Annotated in this window: 25 protein-coding genes; 13 read left to right on the top strand and 12 right to left on the bottom strand. The window is 41.7% G+C overall.

All coding sequences use genetic code 11. The annotated features are described in order from the left end of the window. Nucleotides 1-87 precede the first annotated feature (87 nt). Nucleotides 88-450: a hypothetical protein gene (locus tag AZH43_RS16730; RefSeq protein ID WP_067672196.1), complete on the bottom strand. Its 363-nt coding sequence runs from the start codon at nucleotides 448-450 to the stop codon at nucleotides 88-90. Between the two features lie 243 nt (nucleotides 451-693). Here AZH43_RS16730 and AZH43_RS16725 point away from each other — a divergent pair, with 243 nt between their 5' ends. From AZH43_RS16725 to AZH43_RS16715, 3 genes are all read left to right on the top strand, one after another. Beyond that, nucleotides 694-927, top strand: coding sequence for an SEL1-like repeat protein (locus tag AZH43_RS16725; RefSeq protein WP_067672193.1), 234 nt, complete (start codon nucleotides 694-696; stop codon nucleotides 925-927). A 199-nt stretch (nucleotides 928-1,126) separates the two neighbouring features. Beyond that, a complete protein-coding gene (locus tag AZH43_RS16720) occupies nucleotides 1,127-1,504 on the top strand; it encodes a DUF2750 domain-containing protein (RefSeq protein ID WP_067672190.1) in 378 nt (125 codons plus the stop codon). A 107-nt stretch (nucleotides 1,505-1,611) separates the two neighbouring features. Next, entirely contained in the window at nucleotides 1,612-2,043 is a 432-nt protein-coding gene (locus tag AZH43_RS16715) for a CBS domain-containing protein (RefSeq protein WP_067672187.1), read from the top strand. A gap of 272 nt (nucleotides 2,044-2,315) precedes the next feature. Here the strand turns inward: AZH43_RS16715 and trpB are convergent, their stop codons facing one another. The 10 genes from trpB to AZH43_RS16665 all read right to left on the bottom strand — a co-directional run bounded on the left by trpB (nucleotide 2,316) and on the right by AZH43_RS16665 (nucleotide 11,468). Further along, nucleotides 2,316-3,524, bottom strand: a complete 1,209-nt coding sequence (trpB, locus tag AZH43_RS16710; protein WP_067672225.1) for a tryptophan synthase subunit beta — start codon at nucleotides 3,522-3,524, stop codon at nucleotides 2,316-2,318. 109 nt (nucleotides 3,525-3,633) lie between these two features. Next, nucleotides 3,634-4,821, bottom strand: a complete 1,188-nt coding sequence (locus AZH43_RS16705) for a vWA domain-containing protein (protein ID WP_067672184.1) — start codon at nucleotides 4,819-4,821, stop codon at nucleotides 3,634-3,636. 364 nt (nucleotides 4,822-5,185) lie between these two features. Then, entirely contained in the window at nucleotides 5,186-5,896 is a 711-nt protein-coding gene (locus AZH43_RS16700) for a hypothetical protein (RefSeq protein ID WP_081406849.1), read from the bottom strand. 373 nt (nucleotides 5,897-6,269) lie between these two features. Next, the gene (locus AZH43_RS16695; RefSeq protein WP_067672177.1) at nucleotides 6,270-7,121 is read right to left on the bottom strand and encodes an AAA family ATPase; all 852 of its coding nucleotides are present in this window, start codon (nucleotides 7,119-7,121) and stop codon (nucleotides 6,270-6,272) included. 20 nt (nucleotides 7,122-7,141) lie between these two features. Next, a complete protein-coding gene (locus AZH43_RS16690) occupies nucleotides 7,142-7,525 on the bottom strand; it encodes a hypothetical protein (protein WP_067672174.1) in 384 nt (127 codons plus the stop codon). A gap of 20 nt (nucleotides 7,526-7,545) precedes the next feature. Then, on the bottom strand, nucleotides 7,546-7,848 hold the full coding sequence (locus tag AZH43_RS16685; RefSeq protein WP_067672171.1) for a YcgL domain-containing protein: 303 nt from the start codon (nucleotides 7,846-7,848) through the stop codon (nucleotides 7,546-7,548). A gap of 128 nt (nucleotides 7,849-7,976) precedes the next feature. Next, the gene (locus tag AZH43_RS16680; protein ID WP_067672168.1) at nucleotides 7,977-9,119 is read right to left on the bottom strand and encodes a ribonuclease D; all 1,143 of its coding nucleotides are present in this window, start codon (nucleotides 9,117-9,119) and stop codon (nucleotides 7,977-7,979) included. A 176-nt stretch (nucleotides 9,120-9,295) separates the two neighbouring features. Further along, nucleotides 9,296-9,892 (bottom strand): recombination mediator RecR, encoded by a 597-nt coding sequence (gene recR / locus AZH43_RS16675; protein WP_067672165.1) that lies wholly within the window; start codon nucleotides 9,890-9,892, stop codon nucleotides 9,296-9,298. A gap of 13 nt (nucleotides 9,893-9,905) precedes the next feature. Next, the gene (locus AZH43_RS16670) at nucleotides 9,906-10,235 is read right to left on the bottom strand and encodes a YbaB/EbfC family nucleoid-associated protein (protein WP_067672162.1); all 330 of its coding nucleotides are present in this window, start codon (nucleotides 10,233-10,235) and stop codon (nucleotides 9,906-9,908) included. Nucleotides 10,236-10,280: 45 nt separating this feature from the next. Further along, complete coding sequence (locus AZH43_RS16665) at nucleotides 10,281-11,468, bottom strand: O-succinylhomoserine sulfhydrylase (RefSeq protein WP_067672159.1); 1,188 nt, start codon at nucleotides 11,466-11,468, stop codon at nucleotides 10,281-10,283. A gap of 143 nt (nucleotides 11,469-11,611) precedes the next feature. Between AZH43_RS16665 and AZH43_RS16660 the strand changes: the two genes are divergently transcribed. The 10 genes from AZH43_RS16660 to AZH43_RS16615 all read left to right on the top strand — a co-directional run bounded on the left by AZH43_RS16660 (nucleotide 11,612) and on the right by AZH43_RS16615 (nucleotide 19,612). Further along, the gene (locus AZH43_RS16660; protein ID WP_067672156.1) at nucleotides 11,612-12,715 is read left to right on the top strand and encodes an alpha/beta fold hydrolase; all 1,104 of its coding nucleotides are present in this window, start codon (nucleotides 11,612-11,614) and stop codon (nucleotides 12,713-12,715) included. Between the two features lie 9 nt (nucleotides 12,716-12,724). Continuing rightward, nucleotides 12,725-13,597 carry an NAD(P)-dependent oxidoreductase gene (locus AZH43_RS16655; protein ID WP_067672154.1) on the top strand — a complete coding sequence of 291 codons (873 nt, stop codon included), beginning with the start codon at nucleotides 12,725-12,727 and terminating at the stop codon, nucleotides 13,595-13,597. Nucleotides 13,598-13,682: 85 nt separating this feature from the next. Beyond that, complete coding sequence (locus tag AZH43_RS16650; protein WP_067672151.1) at nucleotides 13,683-13,952, top strand: YARHG domain-containing protein; 270 nt, start codon at nucleotides 13,683-13,685, stop codon at nucleotides 13,950-13,952. Between the two features lie 54 nt (nucleotides 13,953-14,006). Continuing rightward, nucleotides 14,007-14,429: an HIT family protein gene (locus AZH43_RS16645; protein WP_067672148.1), complete on the top strand. Its 423-nt coding sequence runs from the start codon at nucleotides 14,007-14,009 to the stop codon at nucleotides 14,427-14,429. Nucleotides 14,430-14,771: 342 nt separating this feature from the next. After that, nucleotides 14,772-15,851, top strand: a complete 1,080-nt coding sequence (locus tag AZH43_RS16640; RefSeq protein ID WP_067672145.1) for a porin — start codon at nucleotides 14,772-14,774, stop codon at nucleotides 15,849-15,851. Nucleotides 15,852-16,267: 416 nt separating this feature from the next. Then, on the top strand, nucleotides 16,268-16,459 hold the full coding sequence (gene cydP, locus AZH43_RS16635) for a cytochrome oxidase putative small subunit CydP (RefSeq protein ID WP_067672142.1): 192 nt from the start codon (nucleotides 16,268-16,270) through the stop codon (nucleotides 16,457-16,459). Further along, on the top strand, nucleotides 16,459-18,045 hold the full coding sequence (locus AZH43_RS16630) for a cytochrome ubiquinol oxidase subunit I (RefSeq protein ID WP_067672139.1): 1,587 nt from the start codon (nucleotides 16,459-16,461) through the stop codon (nucleotides 18,043-18,045). Before cydP ends, AZH43_RS16630 begins: the two co-directional genes overlap by 1 nt. After that, nucleotides 18,042-19,187 (top strand): cytochrome d ubiquinol oxidase subunit II, encoded by a 1,146-nt coding sequence (cydB, locus tag AZH43_RS16625; protein ID WP_067672136.1) that lies wholly within the window; start codon nucleotides 18,042-18,044, stop codon nucleotides 19,185-19,187. Before AZH43_RS16630 ends, cydB begins: the two co-directional genes overlap by 4 nt. 23 nt (nucleotides 19,188-19,210) lie before the next feature. Next, nucleotides 19,211-19,312 carry a cytochrome bd-I oxidase subunit CydX gene (gene cydX, locus AZH43_RS16620; protein ID WP_004653762.1) on the top strand — a complete coding sequence of 34 codons (102 nt, stop codon included), beginning with the start codon at nucleotides 19,211-19,213 and terminating at the stop codon, nucleotides 19,310-19,312. 3 nt (nucleotides 19,313-19,315) lie between these two features. Next, nucleotides 19,316-19,612 (top strand): cyd operon YbgE family protein, encoded by a 297-nt coding sequence (locus AZH43_RS16615; RefSeq protein ID WP_067672133.1) that lies wholly within the window; start codon nucleotides 19,316-19,318, stop codon nucleotides 19,610-19,612. 23 nt (nucleotides 19,613-19,635) lie between these two features. Here AZH43_RS16615 and AZH43_RS16610 read toward each other — a convergent pair whose 3' ends face one another. Next, nucleotides 19,636-20,304: a DUF6988 family protein gene (locus tag AZH43_RS16610; protein WP_067672222.1), complete on the bottom strand. Its 669-nt coding sequence runs from the start codon at nucleotides 20,302-20,304 to the stop codon at nucleotides 19,636-19,638. Between the last annotated feature and the right edge of the window lie 71 nt (nucleotides 20,305-20,375).

Raw genomic sequence — 20,375 nt, 5'->3', positions numbered from 1 at the left:
AAGAAGTTCAAGTCAGCCTGTTTATTTCTCATCCAAACCGCCCAGTCAACCCTGCTCGACCAAAGGCAATACCGGCTGACTCAGCGATTAACTGCTAAGGAGCCTTTGAATAACCGCAAAATACAGAATCAGCGCAATGATCGCCATAACAATGACGACAGCAAAGATACTGACGCCGCCTTCTGCTTGCGCTGGATGCAAATCATCATCGTCCGCAATACGCAGCAGTTCGCCATTATACATGTCATAAAAATCTTCACGCTGTGCAGGATCTAACTCACGGGTAAAATCATATACCCGCTTGCGCTGGGCCAAACCAAAATGTCCTAAATGAATTTCTTGATGAAAAATAGCTTCATCCAGCTTTTGCCTATGCAAATGCGCTAAAGCCACAACCTGTTCTGCCGTAGGAGGCATATCAAAAGTCAAACCGTCTAAAATTCTGCTCATCATCCTTCTCCTTATTGTTAACGTCTTCTTATCTAATCATATTAATAAAAATTCTAATTGTTCATTGTTTAATCATGTAAACTAAGAATCATGGTGGAACATTTGCATATTTTGTTGACATTTCACCTTAAATGTAATATTACTTTAACAATACTTAACTATAGTAGTTATTGATAGGGCGAAATAGGCACCTATCTGAAGTAGGCAGATGTAAGCATAATTAGAATAAGGAGTAACTTTAATATGATGCAACAAATCTCTCATCATGACTTAGAGCATGTGTACGCAACGGCAGTAAATACCATTCAATCTCAAATGAATTTTGTTGATGCTGTTGAAGAATTGGAAAGCGCAGCGCGTGCTGGGCATGGTAAAGCAGCATTGTTCCTCGCAGAACTTTATTATCAAGGTTTCCGCGTAGAACGTGATTCACTCAAAGCGCAATACTGGCAGAAAATGGCCACATTGCAAGCATAAGCAAACGTCACCTAGGTGGCGTTTTTTACACCTAAATATTCATGCGCTTTAACATTCCCCAGTTTTAAAAATAAAATGAAGCTAGAGAATGGCTGAAAATTGCCAAGCCAATATATTTGCTTACGATTTTCAGCAAAGCTTACACAGTAATTTAATCTAATTTTTTTAAAATAGAGAAAACTACAGCAGAACACTGCCAATGACAAAGTTCAATCAATTGCACCCGATTTCTAAAGATCTATTTTTTAAAATAACCATTTTAAAAACCATGATGTACTGCGGTGTTTTGTGGGGCCTCTACCATGAAGGCTGGGCCATGACCAAAGATGGCGATGATTTTATCTTCCCTTTTTGGCTGAATGGCTTGCAAGCGCACAAATATGCGAAAAAGCATTGGCCCAACTATCAGCCCCAAAAAATTACGCCGGCAGATTTCGAAAACTCTTTAATGCCAACCCTGACCCGGCTCAAAGTTACACCTGCGCTTTACAATGCAACAAGCCACAAAAAGCTGAAACTTTCAACACAGCTCATGCGCCATTTCTTTTTCAACCCGCAGACAGCAAGTTTTGCGTAGCATCACATTATTTATTGCAATTTTAAAATAATGAACGCTGCAGTATTTGCTTTTTCTGTTATTCGCGTTAAGTTAAAACAAATAATAACTTTAAGGGACACGCCACAATGACTACCGTTGCTCAAGTATTGAATAATAAACCGCAGCAAGCCATTTATACCATTGCGCCAGATGCTACGGTATTAAAAGCGATCTCCATTATGGCGGATAAAGGGATTGGCGCGCTGGTCGTAACACATGAAAATACTGTCGTCGGAATTCTTTCGGAACGTGACTATACACGTAAAATTGCGCTGATGGAGCGGACTTCATTCAACACCACAGTGAATGAAATTATGACTGAACGGGTTTTAACGATTACCCGCGCAGCCACTGTAGAAGACTGTTTGGACTTAATGACAGATAACCATCTGCGGCACCTGCCTGTCGTTGAAAATGATCAATTGATTGGGCTTATTTCCATTGGTGATTTGGTTAAAGCCGCGATGGAAGACCAAAAGAAACTGATTGATCAGCTGCAGCAATATATTTCAGGCTAAAGGCATACCAAATAAACCATCTGAAATTAAAAATCCCCTGAGTTTAAGGGGATTTTTAATTCAACAAGCACATTACAGCACAATGTAATTACATTGAAATGATAAAATAGTACATTCACATTTATTGCCTAGAATTACAAACCAAATACCCCTAATTCCGGCCAATACACTCTCATGAATTACTCGCAATCCGCTCGCTTAATTAAGCCATAAAATAAAAAAATCCCAGTTTTTAACTGAGATCCTTCCGTTTCAAATCCAGCCGCTAAGGCTTAATTCAAACCTAATTTCCCTGCGACATAATCGGCATCTTTATCCCCGCGGCCTGAGACATTGACTACAATTTTAACAGCTGTACTTAATTTTGGCGCTTCACGTATGGCCCAAGCCACAGCATGAGCACTTTCCAAGGCTGGAACAATCCCCTCTACCCGTGAGAGCGTCATAAAGGCATCTAAACATTCTTGATCTGTTGCAGAGGTATATTCAACCCGGCCTAAATCTTTCAGCAAGCTGTGCTGCGGCCCCACACCAGGATAGTCCAATCCAGAAGCAATTGAATGCACCGGTAAAGGCTCACCTTGATCATCTTCCAGCACATAACACGCCATACCATGTATTTGACTTGGCTTGCCAAGCGTCAGCGTAGCAGAATGCATATTAGTGTCTAGACCATGGCCAGCAGGCTCCACCCCAACCAGCTTCACGTCCTTTTCATTTAGAAATGCCGTAAAGGCACCCAGCGCATTAGAACCGCCGCCCACACAAGCAACAACATAGTCTGGATTTGCACCAAAGCGCTCGTGAGTTTGCTCTTTAATTTCTTTGCCAATAATCGCCTGAAAATCACGCACCATCATCGGGAATGGATGTGGCCCTACAACAGAACCAATTGCATAAATATAATTTTTCGGATCTTTTAAATATTCTTCAAATGCACTGTCAACAGCATCTTTTAAAGTCGCTGTACCGCGTGTGACAGAAATAAGGTTTGCACCTAAAATCTTCATTTTCACAACATTCGGATGCTCTTTTTCAATATCCACCTGTCCCATATGAATTTCACAAGGGATTCCAACCAATGCGCAAGCTGTTGCCAAGGCTACACCATGCTGCCCTGCGCCTGTTTCCGCAATTACCTTGGTTTTACCCATATATTTTGCCAACAGCGCTTCGCCTAGGCAGTGATTAATTTTATGCGCGCCAGTATGGTTTAAATCTTCGCGTTTTAAATAAATTTGCGCGCCGCCCAATTGATCTGACAAACGTTTAGCATGAAACAGCGGGCTTGGACGGCCGACATAATTGGCAAACAAATCGTTCAATTCATTTTGAAACTCTGCCGTATGTCGAATTTGCTCGTAAGCGGCATTTATATCATCCATTGCCTGCTTTAAATCTGGCGGGATAAACTGACCGCCATATGCGCCGAAAAAGCCTTCCGCATTCGGTAACGCGATACCATTAATTTCCTGTTCCATGCTTATCCCTTTATTCGAGCCTAAATTCATTAATTTACAGCCATATACTAAAATAAACTACTTTAAAGCACTAATAACAATAGATAAAATGACTGATAGAAAAATGGAATCAGCGTGCTAAATATTTCGTCATATCTTCAATGCCTTTTAGCGTCATTGGGAACATATGATCTTCAAAGATTTGTTTAATTAAGCCAATGGTATGCGTGTAATGCCAGTAATTTTCTTCTTCAGGATTCAGCCAAGCTGTTTTGTCAAAATGCTGACGCAGGCGATGCAGCCAAACCTGCCCAGATTCGTCATTCATATATTCAACGGAACCGCCCGCGGAAGTGACTTCATAGGGCGCCATACTGGCATCACCCACGACAATCACACGGTAATCCCGCCCATAGGTATTGAATAAATCCCACGTGTTCATACGGGTATTGGAGCGACGGACATTATCTTTCCAAACATAGTCATATAAGCAATTATGGAAATAAAAATACTCTAAGGTCTTAAATTCTGTTTTTGCTGCGCTAAAAAGCTTTTCACATTGTGCAATATGTGAATCCATTGAGCCGCCGACATCAAACAGCATCAGCACTTTAATACGGTTACGGCGCTCAGGCACCAGCTGCACGTCTAAAATACCCTGCTTGGCTGTTTCGCGGATAGTGCCGTCAATATCCAGCTCATCTGCTGCACCTTGACGGGCAAACTTACGCAAACGCCGCAACGCCATTTGCATCTGACGGCTGCCAAGAATTTGATCATCATCTAAATTCCGATACTGACGCTGTTCCCAGACTTTCACAGCTGACTTTTTACGGCCCGGCCCGCCAATACGCAAGCCTTCAGGATGATCGCCATAGGCGCCAAACGGAGAGGTACCGCCCGTTCCAATCATCTTATTGCCGCCTTGATGCTTTTTATGCTGTTCACGCAGGCGCTCTTCCAGCATTTTCATCAATTCTTCCAGCGAGCCGGCTTTCTTTAATTCTTCGCGCTGTTCAGGTGTTAAATGCTTTTCCAGCAACTCTAAATCAAACCAGTCTTTTGGCAGCTTCTGTACCTGATTCAATAGTTCATCTAAATCAAAAGTTGCGATACCGTCAAAATAGTCTTTCATGGCGCGGTCAAATTTATCAAAGAAGCGCTCATCTTTAACCATAACCGTTTTCGCCAGCTGATAAAACTCGTCCTGGTCAGCAAAAACCAAACCAGCAGCCACCGCTTCATTCAGATCAATGAGCTCACGCGTCGAAACAGGAACGCCGTATTTTCGCAAGGTGTAAAACAATCGCACAAACATGGCGGATAATTTCCATTCATATAAATTATTGAATCTGTAAAATTTTCTGCTGCAATTAAAGGATTATTCCCCCTCCTTTATTCCTGCAGCTATTTAACTTTGGACATTATCGAAAATCAAAACATCGAAGTAAAGTTAAAACCGGCCACTGGATGTTCAGAAAAGTTTTTTTCAAGAAACAACTTGAAGCATCACTTGAAGATACTAACCAAAACAGTAAAAGTTATTCTATAAGCAACCACATAATTTAAAACTTAATAAAAAACCATCTCTGCAGGCTAAAACCTAAAATATAATCAACTAGGATATTGATACCTATAGATATATAAACCACTACCTAAAATGCATGACCTTCATTTTAGATTCATTTAAATGCCTCAAAAACAACTTTTTCTAATTCTGTTTTGGCGCTATGTTTGAGAACATTTCCATGAGCAGCGACTAAACTTGTAAAATTCAAAGCCAAGAGCTGATTAAAGTCATGCTCAAGACTGCCTTTTTGCCTAGAGGCTCTCTTCAGCCAAGGGCCGCCGATAAACAACTCTAAGCGAAACCCCATTAGAGACAAAATAATTTTACTCAGAAAGCTTATATGCTTCCAATCATTCCAGTATTGGATACTGTCTGTTGTAATCAACAACTGGTGATCTTCAAGAAACAAAGCCGCTTCAGGAAACTTTGCTGACGCAAAAATAAAAAACTTACTGTTTTGAACAGGTGATTTTGCTGTTGTGTTAATCACTTTGTTCGGATGCAATTCTGCATAGTTACTATGGCTTTCTTGACTCCAAAAATTTGCTTTGTATTGATCAATATAAAATTGATCATCCAAGCCATGAAAGTCGCCTAATCGGATAATATTTTTTACCTCACCTAACTCATCCAGTTTTTCTAAGTTCTTAGTATCAAGCCGTACAGCATTAATCAGCGTAAGTTCATTGCCATCTCTGACTATCACCATATTACGATTCATTTGCAGCAATGGGCCAATTTTTATACTGCCTCTCAATAAATAAACATTAGAAAAAATTTCAGTTAAAGGATCTTGCGGTGTTGCCTCTGCATACTTTTTCATGATTAATAATTTTATAATTCAGGTTAATATCCACACTATCCTTAATTATATGTTTTTGATTAATTTGATTTTCTTATAAGAACCATCTTCATTTTACATATTGATGATTATGTAAAACAGCCTTCAATTTAAGCGTAATTTATGCCTCAAAATATGAACAGCAAGACTTCTATGCCTGCCTGAAGGCCATCCACCTCATTCAGAAAACCGGCTAGTCCAAAGTTCCGTATAGACCATTGCGTCACAAAATCTCGATATACTTATTCAATAAAGCCAAATCAGTGAAATTGACCCATTTAAATAACTGTATAGGCAAAAATAAAGCCGTCAATTTTAGACGGCTTTATTTAGACACAGAGAGTTTATCCACTAATTAACGGCGTGACATAAATGCCAAACGCTCCAGCAGCTGCACATCTTGCTCATTCTTAATCAACGCGCCGTACAGGGGTGGAATAGACTTCGATTTATCTTTATTGCGCAGAATATCTTCCGGCATATCATCCGCCATTAATAGACTTAACCAATCAATCAGTTCAGATGTTGAAGGGGGTTTCTTTAAACCCGGAATTTGACGTAATTTAAAGAAAACCTGCAATGCTTCAGACACTAGCGCACTTGAAATATTATCAAAATGCACATCAATGATTTCGCGCATCGTCGCTTCATCAGGAAATTCAATATAATGGAAGAAGCAGCGGCGCAAGAATGCATCTGGCAGTTCCTTCTCATTATTTGAAGTAATAATCACAATTGGACGCTGAACCGCGGTAATTGTCTCGCCTGTTTCATAGACATAAAACGACATTTTGTCCAGTTCGTGCAATAAATCATTTGGAAATTCGATGTCAGCCTTGTCAATTTCATCAATTAGCAAAACACAGCGCTCTTCGCTGGTGAAAGCTTCCCACAACTTTCCTGGCTTAATGTAGTTTTTAATATCATAAACGCGGTCATCACCCAATTGACTGTCACGCAGGCGTGATACGGCGTCGTATTCATACAAGCCTTGCTGCGCTTTCGTTGTTGATTTGATGTGCCAAGTGATCAGCTTAAGCCCTAAGCTTTGTGCAACCTGCTCTGCTAGCAAAGTTTTACCCGTACCCGGCTCGCCTTTGACTAAAAGCGGCTTTTGCAGGCTGCGGGCTGCTTTCACAGCAAGTTTTAAGCTATCAGTCGCAATGTACTGATCTGTTCCAGAAAAGTGTTGAGCATCAACAGACATACGAACCCTTATTGTTTTACTTAAAGTGGTGAACTTTTTTTGTTTAGTGAAATAGATATTTTATTTGCATTGAATTTTGACCAGAAATAGCCAATCACAAAGCCAATGCCAATCACAAATAAGATTAAAGACAAATTACTCCAAACCAAAGGCTGATCCTTGGTTAACAAACCAAACAACAAACCAAATATTGCCGGCGCAATTGAAGCATTACTGCCTTCAGAAACTGTCGGGGTTAATAAGACAGCAAACCCCACAATCCAAGTGATGCCGCCCAAAGGCTTAGGCAAGCGTTTTGCAATGGCGTACCAGCTTGCCAGAATAATCAGGCTTCCTAGAAGATAAACCGTAATTGCAATGCTATCTTCAGGAATTGAGTCCAATACAGCCCATAAACTATTCATTCCGCAACTCCTGAATGGATTTAAGCACCGCGCAGACCTTCAGGCGCAGGGGCATTTGGATTAATCAAACCTTCTGGAGGCATTTGCAGGAAAAAACCTTTGGTTTCTAAGGAATCAATCACATGCATAACATTTACACGCGCCAAAGTACGCGATTCACTGAGTTCCAAATGCATCACAAATGTTGCACGGCCAAATGCCGCACGAACTGGCTCTGATAAAACTTCTAAAGGATCGAACGCTTCCGCTTCATTTTCAGCAGGACGGGCAACATAAAGATACATTTCATCTTTTTTGCTCGATTTGTAGATAGAACAATGCATTTTGAATCAGTACTCATAAAACTCAAGGCAAAGCATACAACAAAAAAAAGACTGATACATTAACCATTCTTAACGCATCAGTCGTGAATTTGTATAAGTGCTAGATCTTTAATCAATCATTTGCAAATTTAATCCATTACTTTCATCTGCTTTGACAAATATGACTCGTCGGAATGCAGCACATCAATCAGCGGCTTCGTGAGCATGTCATAGCGCCAACCCAACAGATACCCGGGCAAATCCTGTTCATCATTATGAAAAACCACGTGCTGATACAGCGCATTCAGCCATTTTTTGCGCATCAGCACTTCTTTAGGCACTGACGTCTCTTCAGCAATGCTGGCAATGACTGACTCGACACGGTCAGCAATATCTTTAGATGAATGGCGGATCGGCCGCGCCATACGCAGCGGCCACTCTTCCTGCTCAGGCAGAAACTTCAGCAGATCAAGAATAGTTTTGCCGTGTTCACGCACAATATTCGCACGGATGCCTTTAATTGTGCTCAGCTGAAAATGGTTGCGCGGGTTTTTCTCTACCATATCCAGCATCGTAGCATTCTTTAAAATAAAGCTTCGCGGCTGGTTCAGCGCTTTCACCATCTGCTCGCGCCAAACAGCCAATTGCTGCAACTGCATCAGCTGCTTGCGTGAATTACGGTAATTGCCCACATCATGATAAAGCATGGCAATTGGGGTTTCTTCACCAATTTCATGCGTTAAATTTTGGCAGTCTTCGAGTACGCAATCCAGCAGGTGCTTTTGGGACAATTCAGCTTTTACCTTGTCTGAAAGGCGCATGATGTATTCCACATCATTGGCTGCATACATCAGCTGTTCTGGCGTCAATGGACGCGCCAGCCAATCTGAACGGGTTTGATCTTTTTCAATATCCACATCCAGCATGGTTTTTAAAGCATTTTGATAGCTGACTTGCAGGCCATGACCTAAAAAAGACATGCCGACTTGGGTATCAAATACATTTTTCAGCGTTTTATGCTGCGCATAATGATAAATTAAATCGATATCTTCACTGCAGGCATGAAAAACATTTTGTTCTGCTTGAAACAGCTTATTCCAAAATTCGGATAAATCCAGCGCAGCGCCATCCAGCAGATATACTTTGCCCTTCACATTTATCTGAAAAACGCCTAATTTCGGCCACAGCGTATCTACCTTGATAAATTCGGTGTCCAGTCCGTAAATCGGACTTTGATCCATAAGATTGAGTACATTTTGCAGATCTGGCTGCTGATGGATAAATTGATACATAAATGCTGAGGCTATTGCTAGAGGCTCTTTTCGGCTATATTAACCGATATATTATAATTATCGATAAAAAATAAAATATATTCACTATATCATTTCGATTATAGTTGTTTTTGAAGTCAAAATATCATTCAGTCATACATAAAATCTATTAATAAATGATATTTTGAGATTCTGCCTTACTTCATTCTCATCCGGTTATGCACCGCTTGGCTTAAAGTATGGCTGTCTACATATTCAAGCTCTCCGCCCTGCGGAACGCCTTGCGCAATTCGAGTCATCTGCACGGGCAAATGCTTGGCTGCTTCTACAATATAATGCGCTGTCGCTTGCCCTTCAACGGTAGCATTGGTGGCAAGGATCACTTCTTTGACATTTCCGCCGGACAAGCGCTGAAGCAAATACGGAATTCCAATTTCATCGGGGCCGATACCATCCAGTGGAGACAAGTGCCCGCCTAAAACATGGTATTTACCGCGAAAACTGCCGCTTTGTTCTATTGCCATCACATCTGCTGGAGATTCAACCAAGCAAAGTATCTGATCATCACGTTCATGCGATACGCAGATATTGCAGACTTCATCTTCAGTCAAGGAATGGCAAATGGAGCACTCATGAATATAACTGGTGGCTTCATTCAGCGCATGCGCCAAACCGACAGCTCCCTCTTTATTCTTCATGATCAAGTGCAACGCCATCCGCTGGGCCGACTTTGGCCCAACGCTTGGCAGAATACGCAATGCTTGAACAAGCTGATCAAAACGATCACTAAACATGCGCAGCTCTTCCTTAGAACAAACCAGCAAGGCCTGGCGGCAAGCCCATGCCAGAGTTGGCAGATTTCATTTTTTCTTCAGTAATCGCTTCTGCTTGACGCGCAGCATCATTCATTGCTGCAGCAATCAAATCTTCAATCATGTCTGCATCGTCTTGCAGCAAGTCCGGACTGATTTCAATGCGTTTTACCACATTGCGGCAAGTCATGGTCACTTTAACCAAACCGCCGCCTGCTTCTGCATGCACTTCAGTTTGAGCAAGTTCTTCTTTTGCCTTTTTGGCATTGCTTTCGACTTCTTTCTGCATACGCTGCGCTTGCTGCATCAACATATTAATGTTCATAAAGTACTCCGAACATAAAAATTTTTAAATGAGATGAATAATGAATTAGATGAGATCTAAACCGCGGGAAATATCGCGAATAATATCATCAATATCTTCTAAACCAACAGATACACGGATTAAACCTTCAGAAATGCCAGCAGCCTGTTTCGCTTCTGGTGACATTCTGCCGTGTGAAGTGGTTGCAGGATGGGTAATGGTTGATTTTACGTCACCCAAATTACTGGTGATTGAAAGGAAACGCGTACTGTCGATAACAGTCCATGCGCCTTCACGCTCACCTTTTGCAACAAATGATACAACACCGCCAAAACCTGATTGCTGTTTTTTCGCTAATTCATGGCCTGCATGATTCGGCAAACCGGCATAATACACTTTTTCCACTTTAGGATGCGCGTCCAGCCATTCAGCCAATTTTTGCGCGCTGGCGCAATGCGCTTTCATACGCAGACTGAGCGTTTCTAGACCTTTCAGGAAAATCCAAGCATTGAATGGACTCATTGAATTACCCAGTGTACGGATTACACCGGTAATTTCTTCCATCAATTTTGCACTGCCTACCACTGCTCCGCCCAATGCACGGCCCTGACCATCAATGTATTTAGTCGATGAATACACGATTAAATCTGCGCCGAATTTAAGCGGCTGCTGCAAAACGGATGTACAGAAAGTGTTATCCACTGCAAATAATGCGCCTTGTGCATGCGCGATATCTGCAATGGCTTGTATGTCGCCCACTTGAGCCAATGGATTCGACGGAGTTTCAATAAACAAAAGACGTGTATTTGGACGAACCGCTTTTTTCCAGCCGTCTAAATCTTCTAAATCAACAAAAGTGACCTCTACGCCAAATTTAATGACATATTTTTCAAAAAGCGAAATGATCGAGCCAAAGACTGCGCGTGAGCATACGACATGGTCACCGGCTTTCAAGTAAGCCAATGTAATCGCATGCACACCGGCCATGCCTGAACTGGTCGCAACAGCAGCTTCAGCGCCGTCCAATACAGCCAGACGCTTTTCAAACGCTTGCACTGTTGGATTGGTATAGCGCGAATAGGTATTGCCTTCAATTTGCCCTGAAAATTTTGCAGCGGCATCCGCTGCACTTTCACATACAAAAGACGATGTTAAGAAGATTGGCTCACTATGTTCACCTTCAAAAGTACGGTTATGGCCTGTACGGATTGCTAATGTGTCTAATTGATATTCTAAATCGTCTTGTGGGCTCATCTGCATTGCTCAGTCACTCAGGACTGCCTTTTGTGAAGAATTGCCAACATTTTGAGCGCCTATGCTATTTCAGGTCAAGGCATAATAAGCAAATATCGCTTAGACTTCGATCAAACCTGCACGGACATAGGTTAATTACAATTATGCATCCATTTAAAAAAAGCCTTTTAGCTCAGCAAAAAAAACTGAAACACCTCTCTGCGCGGGTATTTAATGCAAAATCGCTGGTGCTTTCACAAGGCAATCCTTATGAAGTGATTGAAGAATATAAATTTTGCCGCATCCGATATTATGCTTCACCAGATAAAAAATATGCAGAACCGCTGGTATTCGTAGCGCCGCTGGCAATCAATATGGCGATTTATGACCTCTACCCGTACCGCTCACTGGTTAAGCATTTTCAGCACAGCGGTTTTGATGTGTATTTGCTGGAATGGACAAAACTGAATTATCACGACCGTTTTTTAAATTTTTTGTCTTTTATTGATGATGCGCTGCCGCATTGCATCAATACCATCAGCGCGCATGCCGGCAACCGCTATATCTCCCTGCATGGCTGGAGCATGGCGGGCGTATTTGTCACCTTATATACCGCACTGCATCAGCCAGAACATGTAAAAAACTTAATTGTCGTGGGCAGTCCAATTGACAGCTATGCTTCGGGCCGCGTGGGCAAACTATTCCAAAATATCAATCATCTTATCTCCCGCAGCAAATCTGTTCGGGACACCATTTATACAGGGCAAATTCCTAAACGCATGATCCATACCCCCGGCCTGCTGAATGCGCTGGGTTTTAAGATTCTAGATCCCAAAGGCTGGCTTGTCAGCCAAAAGCAGCTGCTGACGAATCTTTCAGATACTCAAACTGTCTATGAACATGCCACTATGGGGGACTTTCTCAATAATATGATTGACTACCCAGGCGGCATTAACCAAGACATGGTGCTGAACCTTTGGCTGCAAAACCCGCTCAAAAAAGGTGTTATTCAATTAAAAGATAAAGTTATCGAATTAAAAAATATTAACTGCTCTTTGTTCATTGGCGCAGGCTCCAGCGACCAGATTGTTACAGCAGAGGCCAGCCGGCCTTTAGGTGAATTGACAAACAGTCAAGATGTCACGTTTACTCTTATCCCCGGCGGCCATCTGGGCTTAATGTCCAGTCAAAAAAGCGCCAATGAATTCTGGCCCAAATTGACCGCTTGGCTAAAACAAAGATCAACCTTACTAGAAACAAACCATTAGGGCTTTATCATGATTCAATCAGTTGCATTCTTAGGCTTAGGCGCAATGGGCTACCGCATGGCGGCGCACTTACCTGAACATTTTGATACGGTGTATGTCTGGAACCGCAATTTTGAGAAGGCAAAACAGCATGCCGCTGAATATGGCACGCAAGCCGCAGAATTAAATCAGGCAGTACAGGCTGATGTGATTTTTTCCTGCTTGCCGACCAGTGCCGATGTAGAAGCCTTAATTGAAAACCTGAACATTAAATCCGGTGCAATTTGGATAGACTGCACCAGCGGCGTGCCTGAATCTGCACAAAAACTGGCGGCATCGCTAAAAGAACAGAATATTGATTATCTTGATGCGCCTGTTAGCGGCCAAACGATTGGCGCAGAAAATGCGACATTAACCGTTATGGTTGGCGGCAATGCTCAAGCCTTTGAAAAAGCCCTGCCAGCCATTCAGGCAGTCGGCAAACTGATTAAGCATGTGGGCGCATCCGGTGCCGGTTTTGCGGTTAAAGCTGTAAATAATATGTTAATGGCTGTAAATCTTTGTGCCGCAGCTGAAGGCGCTTTAACACTTAAAGCCCACGGTGTAAATTTAGCGGAAGCTTTGGATTGCATTAATGCATCCAGCGGTAAAAGCAACGCGACAGAAACCATTTTGCCGCAGCGTGTGCTCAACCGCACATTTCCGCTAACCTTTGCGCTGCCGTTATTAGCCAAAGACACCGGCATTGCTGTAGACTTGGTTCGGCAGGCAAAAATTTCAGCGCCTATTATTGGATTGACCCAAAGTTTAATTCAGGCCGCCAATGATACTTCTGAACCAAACAGTGATTTTTCCAGCGCTGTAAAAATGTACGAATCATGGAGCAAAATTACAATCGAGTAATAAGCCGCCATTGAATAATCATAATGAAACCTAATATTGTGATGATGTGGTAATACATGTTGTTACAAGTATAGAGGAAACTTGCATGAACAAATTTACTGTTGCCGCCCTGATCAGTGCAGTAACTTTCGTTGGGGCATCTTCATCAGCTTTTGCTTCTGAACAGGAATGCCAAAAGCTTAAGAATGACCATGATGTCATTTACGCTTCTAAAGGCTTCTGCTTTAAAGACCCAGAAGCAAAGGCTAAATTCGGCAATGACAATTGCTATACCACCAAACCAAAATTTTCAGAAAAAGAGCAGCAGCGTCTTGACGCCATCAAGGAACGTCAGAAAGAATTGAACTGTAAATAACTGCCCTCAACGGCATTTAACAACTACACTCAATCACGCTTAAGGAACTTAGCTATGGCTTATGATGATCAAAACATTTTTGCAAGAATTTTACGCGGTGAACTTCCGGCAATTAAAGTCTATGAAGATGACCAAGTCCTTGCATTTATGGACATTATGCCTCAGGCAGACGGTCATACACTGGTCATTCCAAAAACACCGGCTATCAGCTTGCTGGATTTAGCGCCAGAAGCAGCGGCCTACACCATTCAAATTGTGCAAAAAGTTGCAAAAGCAATGGAAACTGCACTGGGTGTAAAGGGCATTGTGCTGATGCAGCTGTCAGGCACGGCTGCAGGTCAAACTGTACCGCATGTGCATTTTCATCTGATTCCAACTTCCGTGCATGAACTGGGCAGGCATGCGGCCACCATCGGCGACCAAGAAAAAATTAAAGCTCAGGCAGAATTAATCAAAGCTGCCCTAGCCGCTGGATAAAACCGCCCAAATTTGCATACTTTTCAAATGGAGCTTCGGCTCCATTTTTTATGCGCAGCTGTTCAGCCGCCGTTTAAATCACACTGTATAAAAAGAATATGACAGGACAATAAAACAGATCCCTAAAACAGCCTAAACATCCGTTTAATAAGGGAATTTACTTAGAAATATTATGAAACAACCACACTAAACAACTGATTAACTTTAATATTTTTGAAATATTTCCTTAATGTAACTGACTTATTTGTAATGAATACTTAGCGCCATTAGATAGCGAAATTATTTTTAGCAAAGCTACTGATAAATCGAATTGATAAGACGTAAGTCTTTATGGAGCTGCAAATGAAAAAAACACTCTGTGCATTAGCAATCGGGGCAACTATTCTTACACCAGTTATGGCATCTGCTGCTGATGTCAAAATTTATGGCCGTGCACATGTTTCTTTAGACTATTTAGATGATGGCAAAGACTACAACGAAGTTGGCTTATCATCTAACTCTTCACGCCTCGGCTTTAAAGTTGACCAAAAAATTAATGATGACTTAAATGTTTTCGCACAAATTGAACAAGAAATTAACTTTGCCAGCGGCTCAAAAGACAGCAATGGCGTGAACTTTTCTACACGTGACACCTTTGTAGGCCTGAAAAGCGATACATACGGTCAGGCGCGTGTAGGCCGCTTTGACAGCCCATTTAAAGCTGCCCGCGGTCCAATCAACTTTTTTGGCGACATGGTCGGTGATGTCCGTAACGTAACCCGTGTCGGCAACTTAAAATTTGATGAACGCAACGAAAACAGCATTGAATACAAATCGCCTAAATTCGGCGGCGGCTTCAATGTTTTAGCGGCAATGTCCATGCATTCAGGCACTCAAATTGCGCAAGATGCAGATGGTGAAGGCGTTGATGACAACAAGGCTTACGACTTGGCATTAACCTATAAAGCTGGCCCAATTGACGCTGCGGCAGCTTACGAAAAATATGATGAAAATGCCGCGAATGCTGCAGGCGGTGCAAGCCGTGATGCCTTCCGTTTGGCTGGCGCATATAAGTTTACAGAAGAATTTAATCTAGGCGCAATGTATCAAATTGCCAAACATGATAACGATACCGCAAACCCTGATGCGCAAGTTTTTGGTTTAGCGGGTGAATACAAAGTTACGCCGAAAACCTCAGTACGCGGTGAATACTTCTACCGTGATGTTGATGCAGACGATGCAAATGCCAGCTTAATTGGTGTAGGCGTAGAACATAAGCTGGACAGCACTTTACGTGTATACGGCAACTTAGCTACCGTTTTGAATGACAAAAACTCTAAGCTTAACCCTTGGAAAGAAGGCCGCAGCTTTGGCAACAGCATTAGCGGTGTGGCGGATAAAAATGCGATTGCCCTATCTTTAGGTCTGCGTTACGATTTCTAAGGCTGTAGATTTTCTCCTAAATCCCTCTAAAAAAAGAACATGTCCGCATGTTCTTTTTTCTTTTAAAATTTTAGGTTGTTTTTTATACAATTTCATGCTTTTATTTTAGAGTTCCATTTTGAATAAAATATTAATAACCAATCAAAATAGTCGGATTAAATATGATTAAAATTCATTTAAAACAACCTATATTTAATTAAATATAACTAAATTAGTCAGAATTAATTAATATAAACACAAGTGTTTTACTCAACTTTAAAATAGAATAAATTAGTTTATTTTTTAACTCGAACAAATAATAAGTACTTGTTTTTATTAAAATTAATAATATATTTTTATTTTAATTGTTCAGCCTATTTATTTTTGGTTTATTTTTGTTAATAATAGGTAATTAGTTTAAATAACAGGCTTGTAAAATGAGCTTAGTTCCTAAAGATTTCAACCAACGCACAGTCAGAGAAATCACGGCTATTTTAATAATTAAAGTGGTGATTTTACTGACCATCAAACACATCTGGTTTGACGCCCCCACTATTCCCAAAAATTTTGACAATCAAGTTGCTGAGCGTATCGCCGGCAACCCATCCCCAATCAAGGAGACACGTTGATGATTTCTGAAAGCGTGGTCGATTTATCGCGGTTCCAATTTGCAATGACCGCGATGTATCACTTTATATTTGTTCCACTGACATTAGGTCTGGCTTTTCTTCTTGCCATTATGGAAACCACGTATGTGATTTCTGGTAAAGAAATCTACAAGGACATGACTAAATTTTGGGGTAAACTTTTTGGTATTAACTTCGCCCTAGGTGTGACTACCGGTTTGACCATGGAATTCCAATTTGGAACAAACTGGGCATATTACTCACACTATGTCGGCGATATTTTTGGTGCGCCGCTCGCCATCGAAGGCTTGATGGCATTCTTCTTGGAATCGACCTTTATTGGCCTTTTCTTCTTTGGATGGGACCGCCTGACCAAGGTGCAGCATTTAGCAGTCACTTGGCTCGTCGCAATTGGCTCTAACTTGTCAGCCCTCTGGATTTTAGTGGCAAACGGATGGATGCAAAACCCTGTCGGCTCAGCATTCAACTACGAAACCATGCGTATGGAACTCGTGGACTTCGGCGCACTGATTTTCAACCCTGTTGCGCAAGTTAAATTCGTTCATACTGTTTCAGCTGGCTATGTAACAGGTGCAATTTTTGTACTGGCCATTTCAAGCTATTACATGCTTAAAAAACGTGACTTGCCTTTTGCGCGCCGTTCTTTTGCTATTGCCGCCATCTTCGGCCTCGCTTCTACCTTATCCGTTATTCTGCTGGGTGATGAATCAGGCTATGAAATTGGCGACGTACAAAAAACTAAGCTTGCCGCAATTGAAGCAGAATGGGATACACATCCTGCGCCTGCGCCATTTACTTTATTCGGCATCCCAAATAAAGAAACCATGTCTACGGACTACGCCATTAAAATTCCGTATGTTATGGGCATAATTGCAACACGCTCAACCACCAAAGAAGTGACTGGCATTAAAGATCTGATTGTGCAGCATGAAGACCGTATACGTAATGGCATGGTGGCTTACTCACAACTTGAAAAGCTTCGTGCAGGCGATACATCTCCTGAACTGAGAGCCGCATTTGCTGAATCTCAAAAAGACTTAGGCTATGGCTTGCTTCTTAAAAAATATACGCCAAATGTTGTAGATGCATCTGATGCGCAGATTAAAGCTGCCGCAAAAGACACTATTCCGCATGTTCCAAGCTTGTTCTGGGCATTCCGCGCCATGGTCGCTTCTGGCTTCTTAATGCTGCTGCTCTTTGCTTTAGCTACTTTCGCAGTCGCTAAACGCAATGCCGAAAATAAGCCTTGGTTATTGAAATTTGCATTATTTGGCCTGCCGCTTCCATGGATTGCAGCTCAAACTGGCTGGTATGTTGCAGAAGTTGGCCGTCAGCCTTGGACTATTGGTGAAGTACTCCCTACTCACTTGTCTGCATCTTCACTGAGTACTGGTGATGTATGGGGCTCAATCATTGCTCTAGCATCGTTCTACACTGTATTACTGATCATTGAAATGTACTTAATGATTAAATTCTCACGCCTCGGCCCAAGTTCACTTCATACAGGTAAATACCATTTTGAAAAACTGGATGCCGCAAACAAGGCAAATGAGGAGGCTCAAGCATGATTGAATATGAACTGCTTAAAATAATCTGGTGGGTATTGGTTGGCGTACTGCTGATTGGCTTTGCCCTGACCGATGGTTTCGATATGGGCTCAATGGCGCTCATGCCATTTGTAGGAAAAACAGATGATGAACGCCGCGCTGCCATCAATACGATTGCACCCCATTGGGAAGGCAATCAGGTTTGGTTTGTAACTGCTGGCGGCGCGTTATTTGCAGCTTGGCCAATGGTATATGCAACCGCCTTCTCAGGCATGTACTGGGCGCTGTTACTGGTGTTATTTGCGTTGTTTTTGCGGCCTGTCGGATTTGACTACCGCTCTAAACTGAACAACACACAATGGCGCACCTCATGGGATTGGGGCCTTGCAATTGGCGGTGCAGTTCCGGCACTGGTTTTTGGTGTTGCATTTGGCAATATGTTCCTTGGCGTACCTTTCACACTAGATGAAACTGTACGTTCAACATATACAGGCAGTTTCTTTGCTTTATTGAATCCATTTGCATTAGTTTGCGGCTTAGTGAGCTTATCTATGCTATGCGCACATGGCGGTGCATGGCTAATGCTGCGTACCGATGGTGTTTTACGCCAACGGTCTGCCAAAGCCACCAAAATCATGGGCATCGTGTTTTTAATCTGCTTCTTAGGAGCAGGCGCTTGGCTATACTTTGGCGGTATTCAAGGTTACACACTGGTTACTCCTTATAATACCAATGGCGTTGCAAACCCATTAGCAAAACAAGTACTCACTGATGCAAACCCCGGCTGGATGAATAATTATTCAATCTATCCAATTACCATGCTTGCACCAATCTCTGCAATCCTGGGCGGGTTACTCATTGTCTTTGCAGCTGCGAAAAATAAAGCCGGACTGAGTTTTACAGGTTCTACCTTGGCGGTAACAGGTTCTATTTTAACAGCGGGTTTTGCCCTGTTCCCATTCCTAATGCCATCAAGCATTAATCCAACAGTAAGTTTAACTATGTGGGATGCAGTATCCAGCAAGAACACCCTAACCGTAATGACCGTTGTCGCTTGTATCTTTGTTCCACTGATTCTTGCTTACACAACATGGTGTTACTATAAGATGTGGGGCGTTATTACTAATAAACACATTCAAGAGAATTCGCATACGCTGTATTAAGGCGATGCACAGGAGCTTAAATTATGTGGTATTTTGCATGGATTCTCGGTGTTTTGATGGCCTGTTTTGCAGGTGTACTCAGCGCACTGTATATTGAACATCATCAAGATCTTGATGAGGAATAAGCCATGACCGAAGCAGCAGTGACAACAGAAGATAAAAAGCCGAATAAATTTGCAATGGCCATCTCATTTTTGTTGGCATTGCCTTTAGCTGCTGTTCTGCTCATTCATCCAGCAGCCATGCTGGATGCCAATGGCGAATACAGCCATAGCGCTATGATGTATGTGATGATTGGCATTTCTGGCGGCTTTATTTACGGTGTCGGCTTTATTCCAAAATTTTGGCTTTGGAAATGGTTATTCAGCCCCTATTTAGCATGGCCACTCATGCTTTGGGGCTACTACACATGGTTCCTCGCCTAAAAAGCAAAGGTATAAAAAAGCCCTCAATAGAGGGTTTTTTTATATCTACGATCAATTTCAGCTTTTTGCTCAACTGTAATATCTGATTGCATTTGAAAACAATGCCTATATTTTTCATTAATATAATGTATATATTTCTCTTTAGCCGCATGTCTTAATAAAATTTGTGCCGCCATCAAGATAAATCCATTAACTTGTTTAACAATAATCAAACGCTGGCTATCAATTAAACCCACTTTTTTTTGTATAAGAGAATTTCGGCCAGAATGTACAATTGAATGTAAATGGTGCAGTGAGTAGAATTTAAATTCTTTGAAATTTTCCACAATATGATTTATATCAGCCACGTTTTCCAATTGAGCTATCATTCCCGCTGCTGTTGGAATTTTAACATTTTTTAATAATTCATCTTCGTTTGTAACTTCAAAATCCTGAATCTCAGTATTAGTCGCAACCATTAACAGCCAATAAGCTCTAACAACCGCCTCAAACTGAACCCTAAATAACGCAAGTGCAGATATATCATGATGCATCTGCAACAGCTGTAAAATGGCTTGACCATGCTCAATAGACAAATCACAGCATTCGTAGACCAAATCTAGCCTTAAAATCACATCCATAAATATTGAGATATTCAATTCATGATTTAACTCACTTAACATATCTGCAGAATCACAAAAAATATCAGTCAAATACAACTCCCACTATTTTGAATATCTCAAATTAAAATACAAAAAAAGCTGGAATCAATCCAGCTTTTCAG

It is taken from the genome of Acinetobacter pragensis, assembly GCF_001605895.1.
In the GTDB taxonomy this organism is placed as follows: Bacteria; Pseudomonadota; Gammaproteobacteria; order Pseudomonadales; family Moraxellaceae; genus Acinetobacter; species Acinetobacter pragensis.
This window is presented reverse-complemented; position numbering and strand designations above follow the sequence as displayed.

Excerpts from the sequence above, each read along its gene's own strand:
- cydX (WP_004653762.1), top strand. The coding sequence starts at position 19,211 with ATGTGGTATTTTGCATGGATTCTCGGTGTTTTGATGGCCTGTTTTGCA.
- cydP (WP_067672142.1), top strand. The coding sequence starts at position 16,268 with ATGAGCTTAGTTCCTAAAGATTTCAACCAACGCACAGTCAGAGAAATC.
- AZH43_RS16655 (WP_067672154.1), top strand. The coding sequence starts at position 12,725 with ATGATTCAATCAGTTGCATTCTTAGGCTTAGGCGCAATGGGCTACCGC.
- trpB (WP_067672225.1), bottom strand. The coding sequence starts at position 3,524 with ATGGAACAGGAAATTAATGGTATCGCGTTACCGAATGCGGAAGGCTTT.
- AZH43_RS16695 (WP_067672177.1), bottom strand. The coding sequence starts at position 7,121 with ATGTCTGTTGATGCTCAACACTTTTCTGGAACAGATCAGTACATTGCG.
- AZH43_RS16725 (WP_067672193.1), top strand. The coding sequence starts at position 694 with ATGATGCAACAAATCTCTCATCATGACTTAGAGCATGTGTACGCAACG.
- AZH43_RS16690 (WP_067672174.1), bottom strand. The coding sequence starts at position 7,525 with ATGAATAGTTTATGGGCTGTATTGGACTCAATTCCTGAAGATAGCATT.
- AZH43_RS16665 (WP_067672159.1), bottom strand. The coding sequence starts at position 11,468 with ATGAGCCCACAAGACGATTTAGAATATCAATTAGACACATTAGCAATC.
- AZH43_RS16660 (WP_067672156.1), top strand. The coding sequence starts at position 11,612 with ATGCATCCATTTAAAAAAAGCCTTTTAGCTCAGCAAAAAAAACTGAAA.
- AZH43_RS16650 (WP_067672151.1), top strand. The coding sequence starts at position 13,683 with ATGAACAAATTTACTGTTGCCGCCCTGATCAGTGCAGTAACTTTCGTT.
- AZH43_RS16720 (WP_067672190.1), top strand. The coding sequence starts at position 1,127 with ATGACAAAGTTCAATCAATTGCACCCGATTTCTAAAGATCTATTTTTT.
- cydB (WP_067672136.1), top strand. The coding sequence starts at position 18,042 with ATGATTGAATATGAACTGCTTAAAATAATCTGGTGGGTATTGGTTGGC.
- AZH43_RS16645 (WP_067672148.1), top strand. The coding sequence starts at position 14,007 with ATGGCTTATGATGATCAAAACATTTTTGCAAGAATTTTACGCGGTGAA.
- AZH43_RS16615 (WP_067672133.1), top strand. The coding sequence starts at position 19,316 with ATGACCGAAGCAGCAGTGACAACAGAAGATAAAAAGCCGAATAAATTT.
- AZH43_RS16630 (WP_067672139.1), top strand. The coding sequence starts at position 16,459 with ATGATTTCTGAAAGCGTGGTCGATTTATCGCGGTTCCAATTTGCAATG.
- recR (WP_067672165.1), bottom strand. The coding sequence starts at position 9,892 with ATGTTTAGTGATCGTTTTGATCAGCTTGTTCAAGCATTGCGTATTCTG.
- AZH43_RS16700 (WP_081406849.1), bottom strand. The coding sequence starts at position 5,896 with ATGAAAAAGTATGCAGAGGCAACACCGCAAGATCCTTTAACTGAAATT.
- AZH43_RS16685 (WP_067672171.1), bottom strand. The coding sequence starts at position 7,848 with ATGCATTGTTCTATCTACAAATCGAGCAAAAAAGATGAAATGTATCTT.
- AZH43_RS16670 (WP_067672162.1), bottom strand. The coding sequence starts at position 10,235 with ATGAACATTAATATGTTGATGCAGCAAGCGCAGCGTATGCAGAAAGAA.
- AZH43_RS16705 (WP_067672184.1), bottom strand. The coding sequence starts at position 4,821 with ATGTTTGTGCGATTGTTTTACACCTTGCGAAAATACGGCGTTCCTGTT.
- AZH43_RS16715 (WP_067672187.1), top strand. The coding sequence starts at position 1,612 with ATGACTACCGTTGCTCAAGTATTGAATAATAAACCGCAGCAAGCCATT.
- AZH43_RS16680 (WP_067672168.1), bottom strand. The coding sequence starts at position 9,119 with ATGTATCAATTTATCCATCAGCAGCCAGATCTGCAAAATGTACTCAAT.
- AZH43_RS16640 (WP_067672145.1), top strand. The coding sequence starts at position 14,772 with ATGAAAAAAACACTCTGTGCATTAGCAATCGGGGCAACTATTCTTACA.
- AZH43_RS16730 (WP_067672196.1), bottom strand. The coding sequence starts at position 450 with ATGAGCAGAATTTTAGACGGTTTGACTTTTGATATGCCTCCTACGGCA.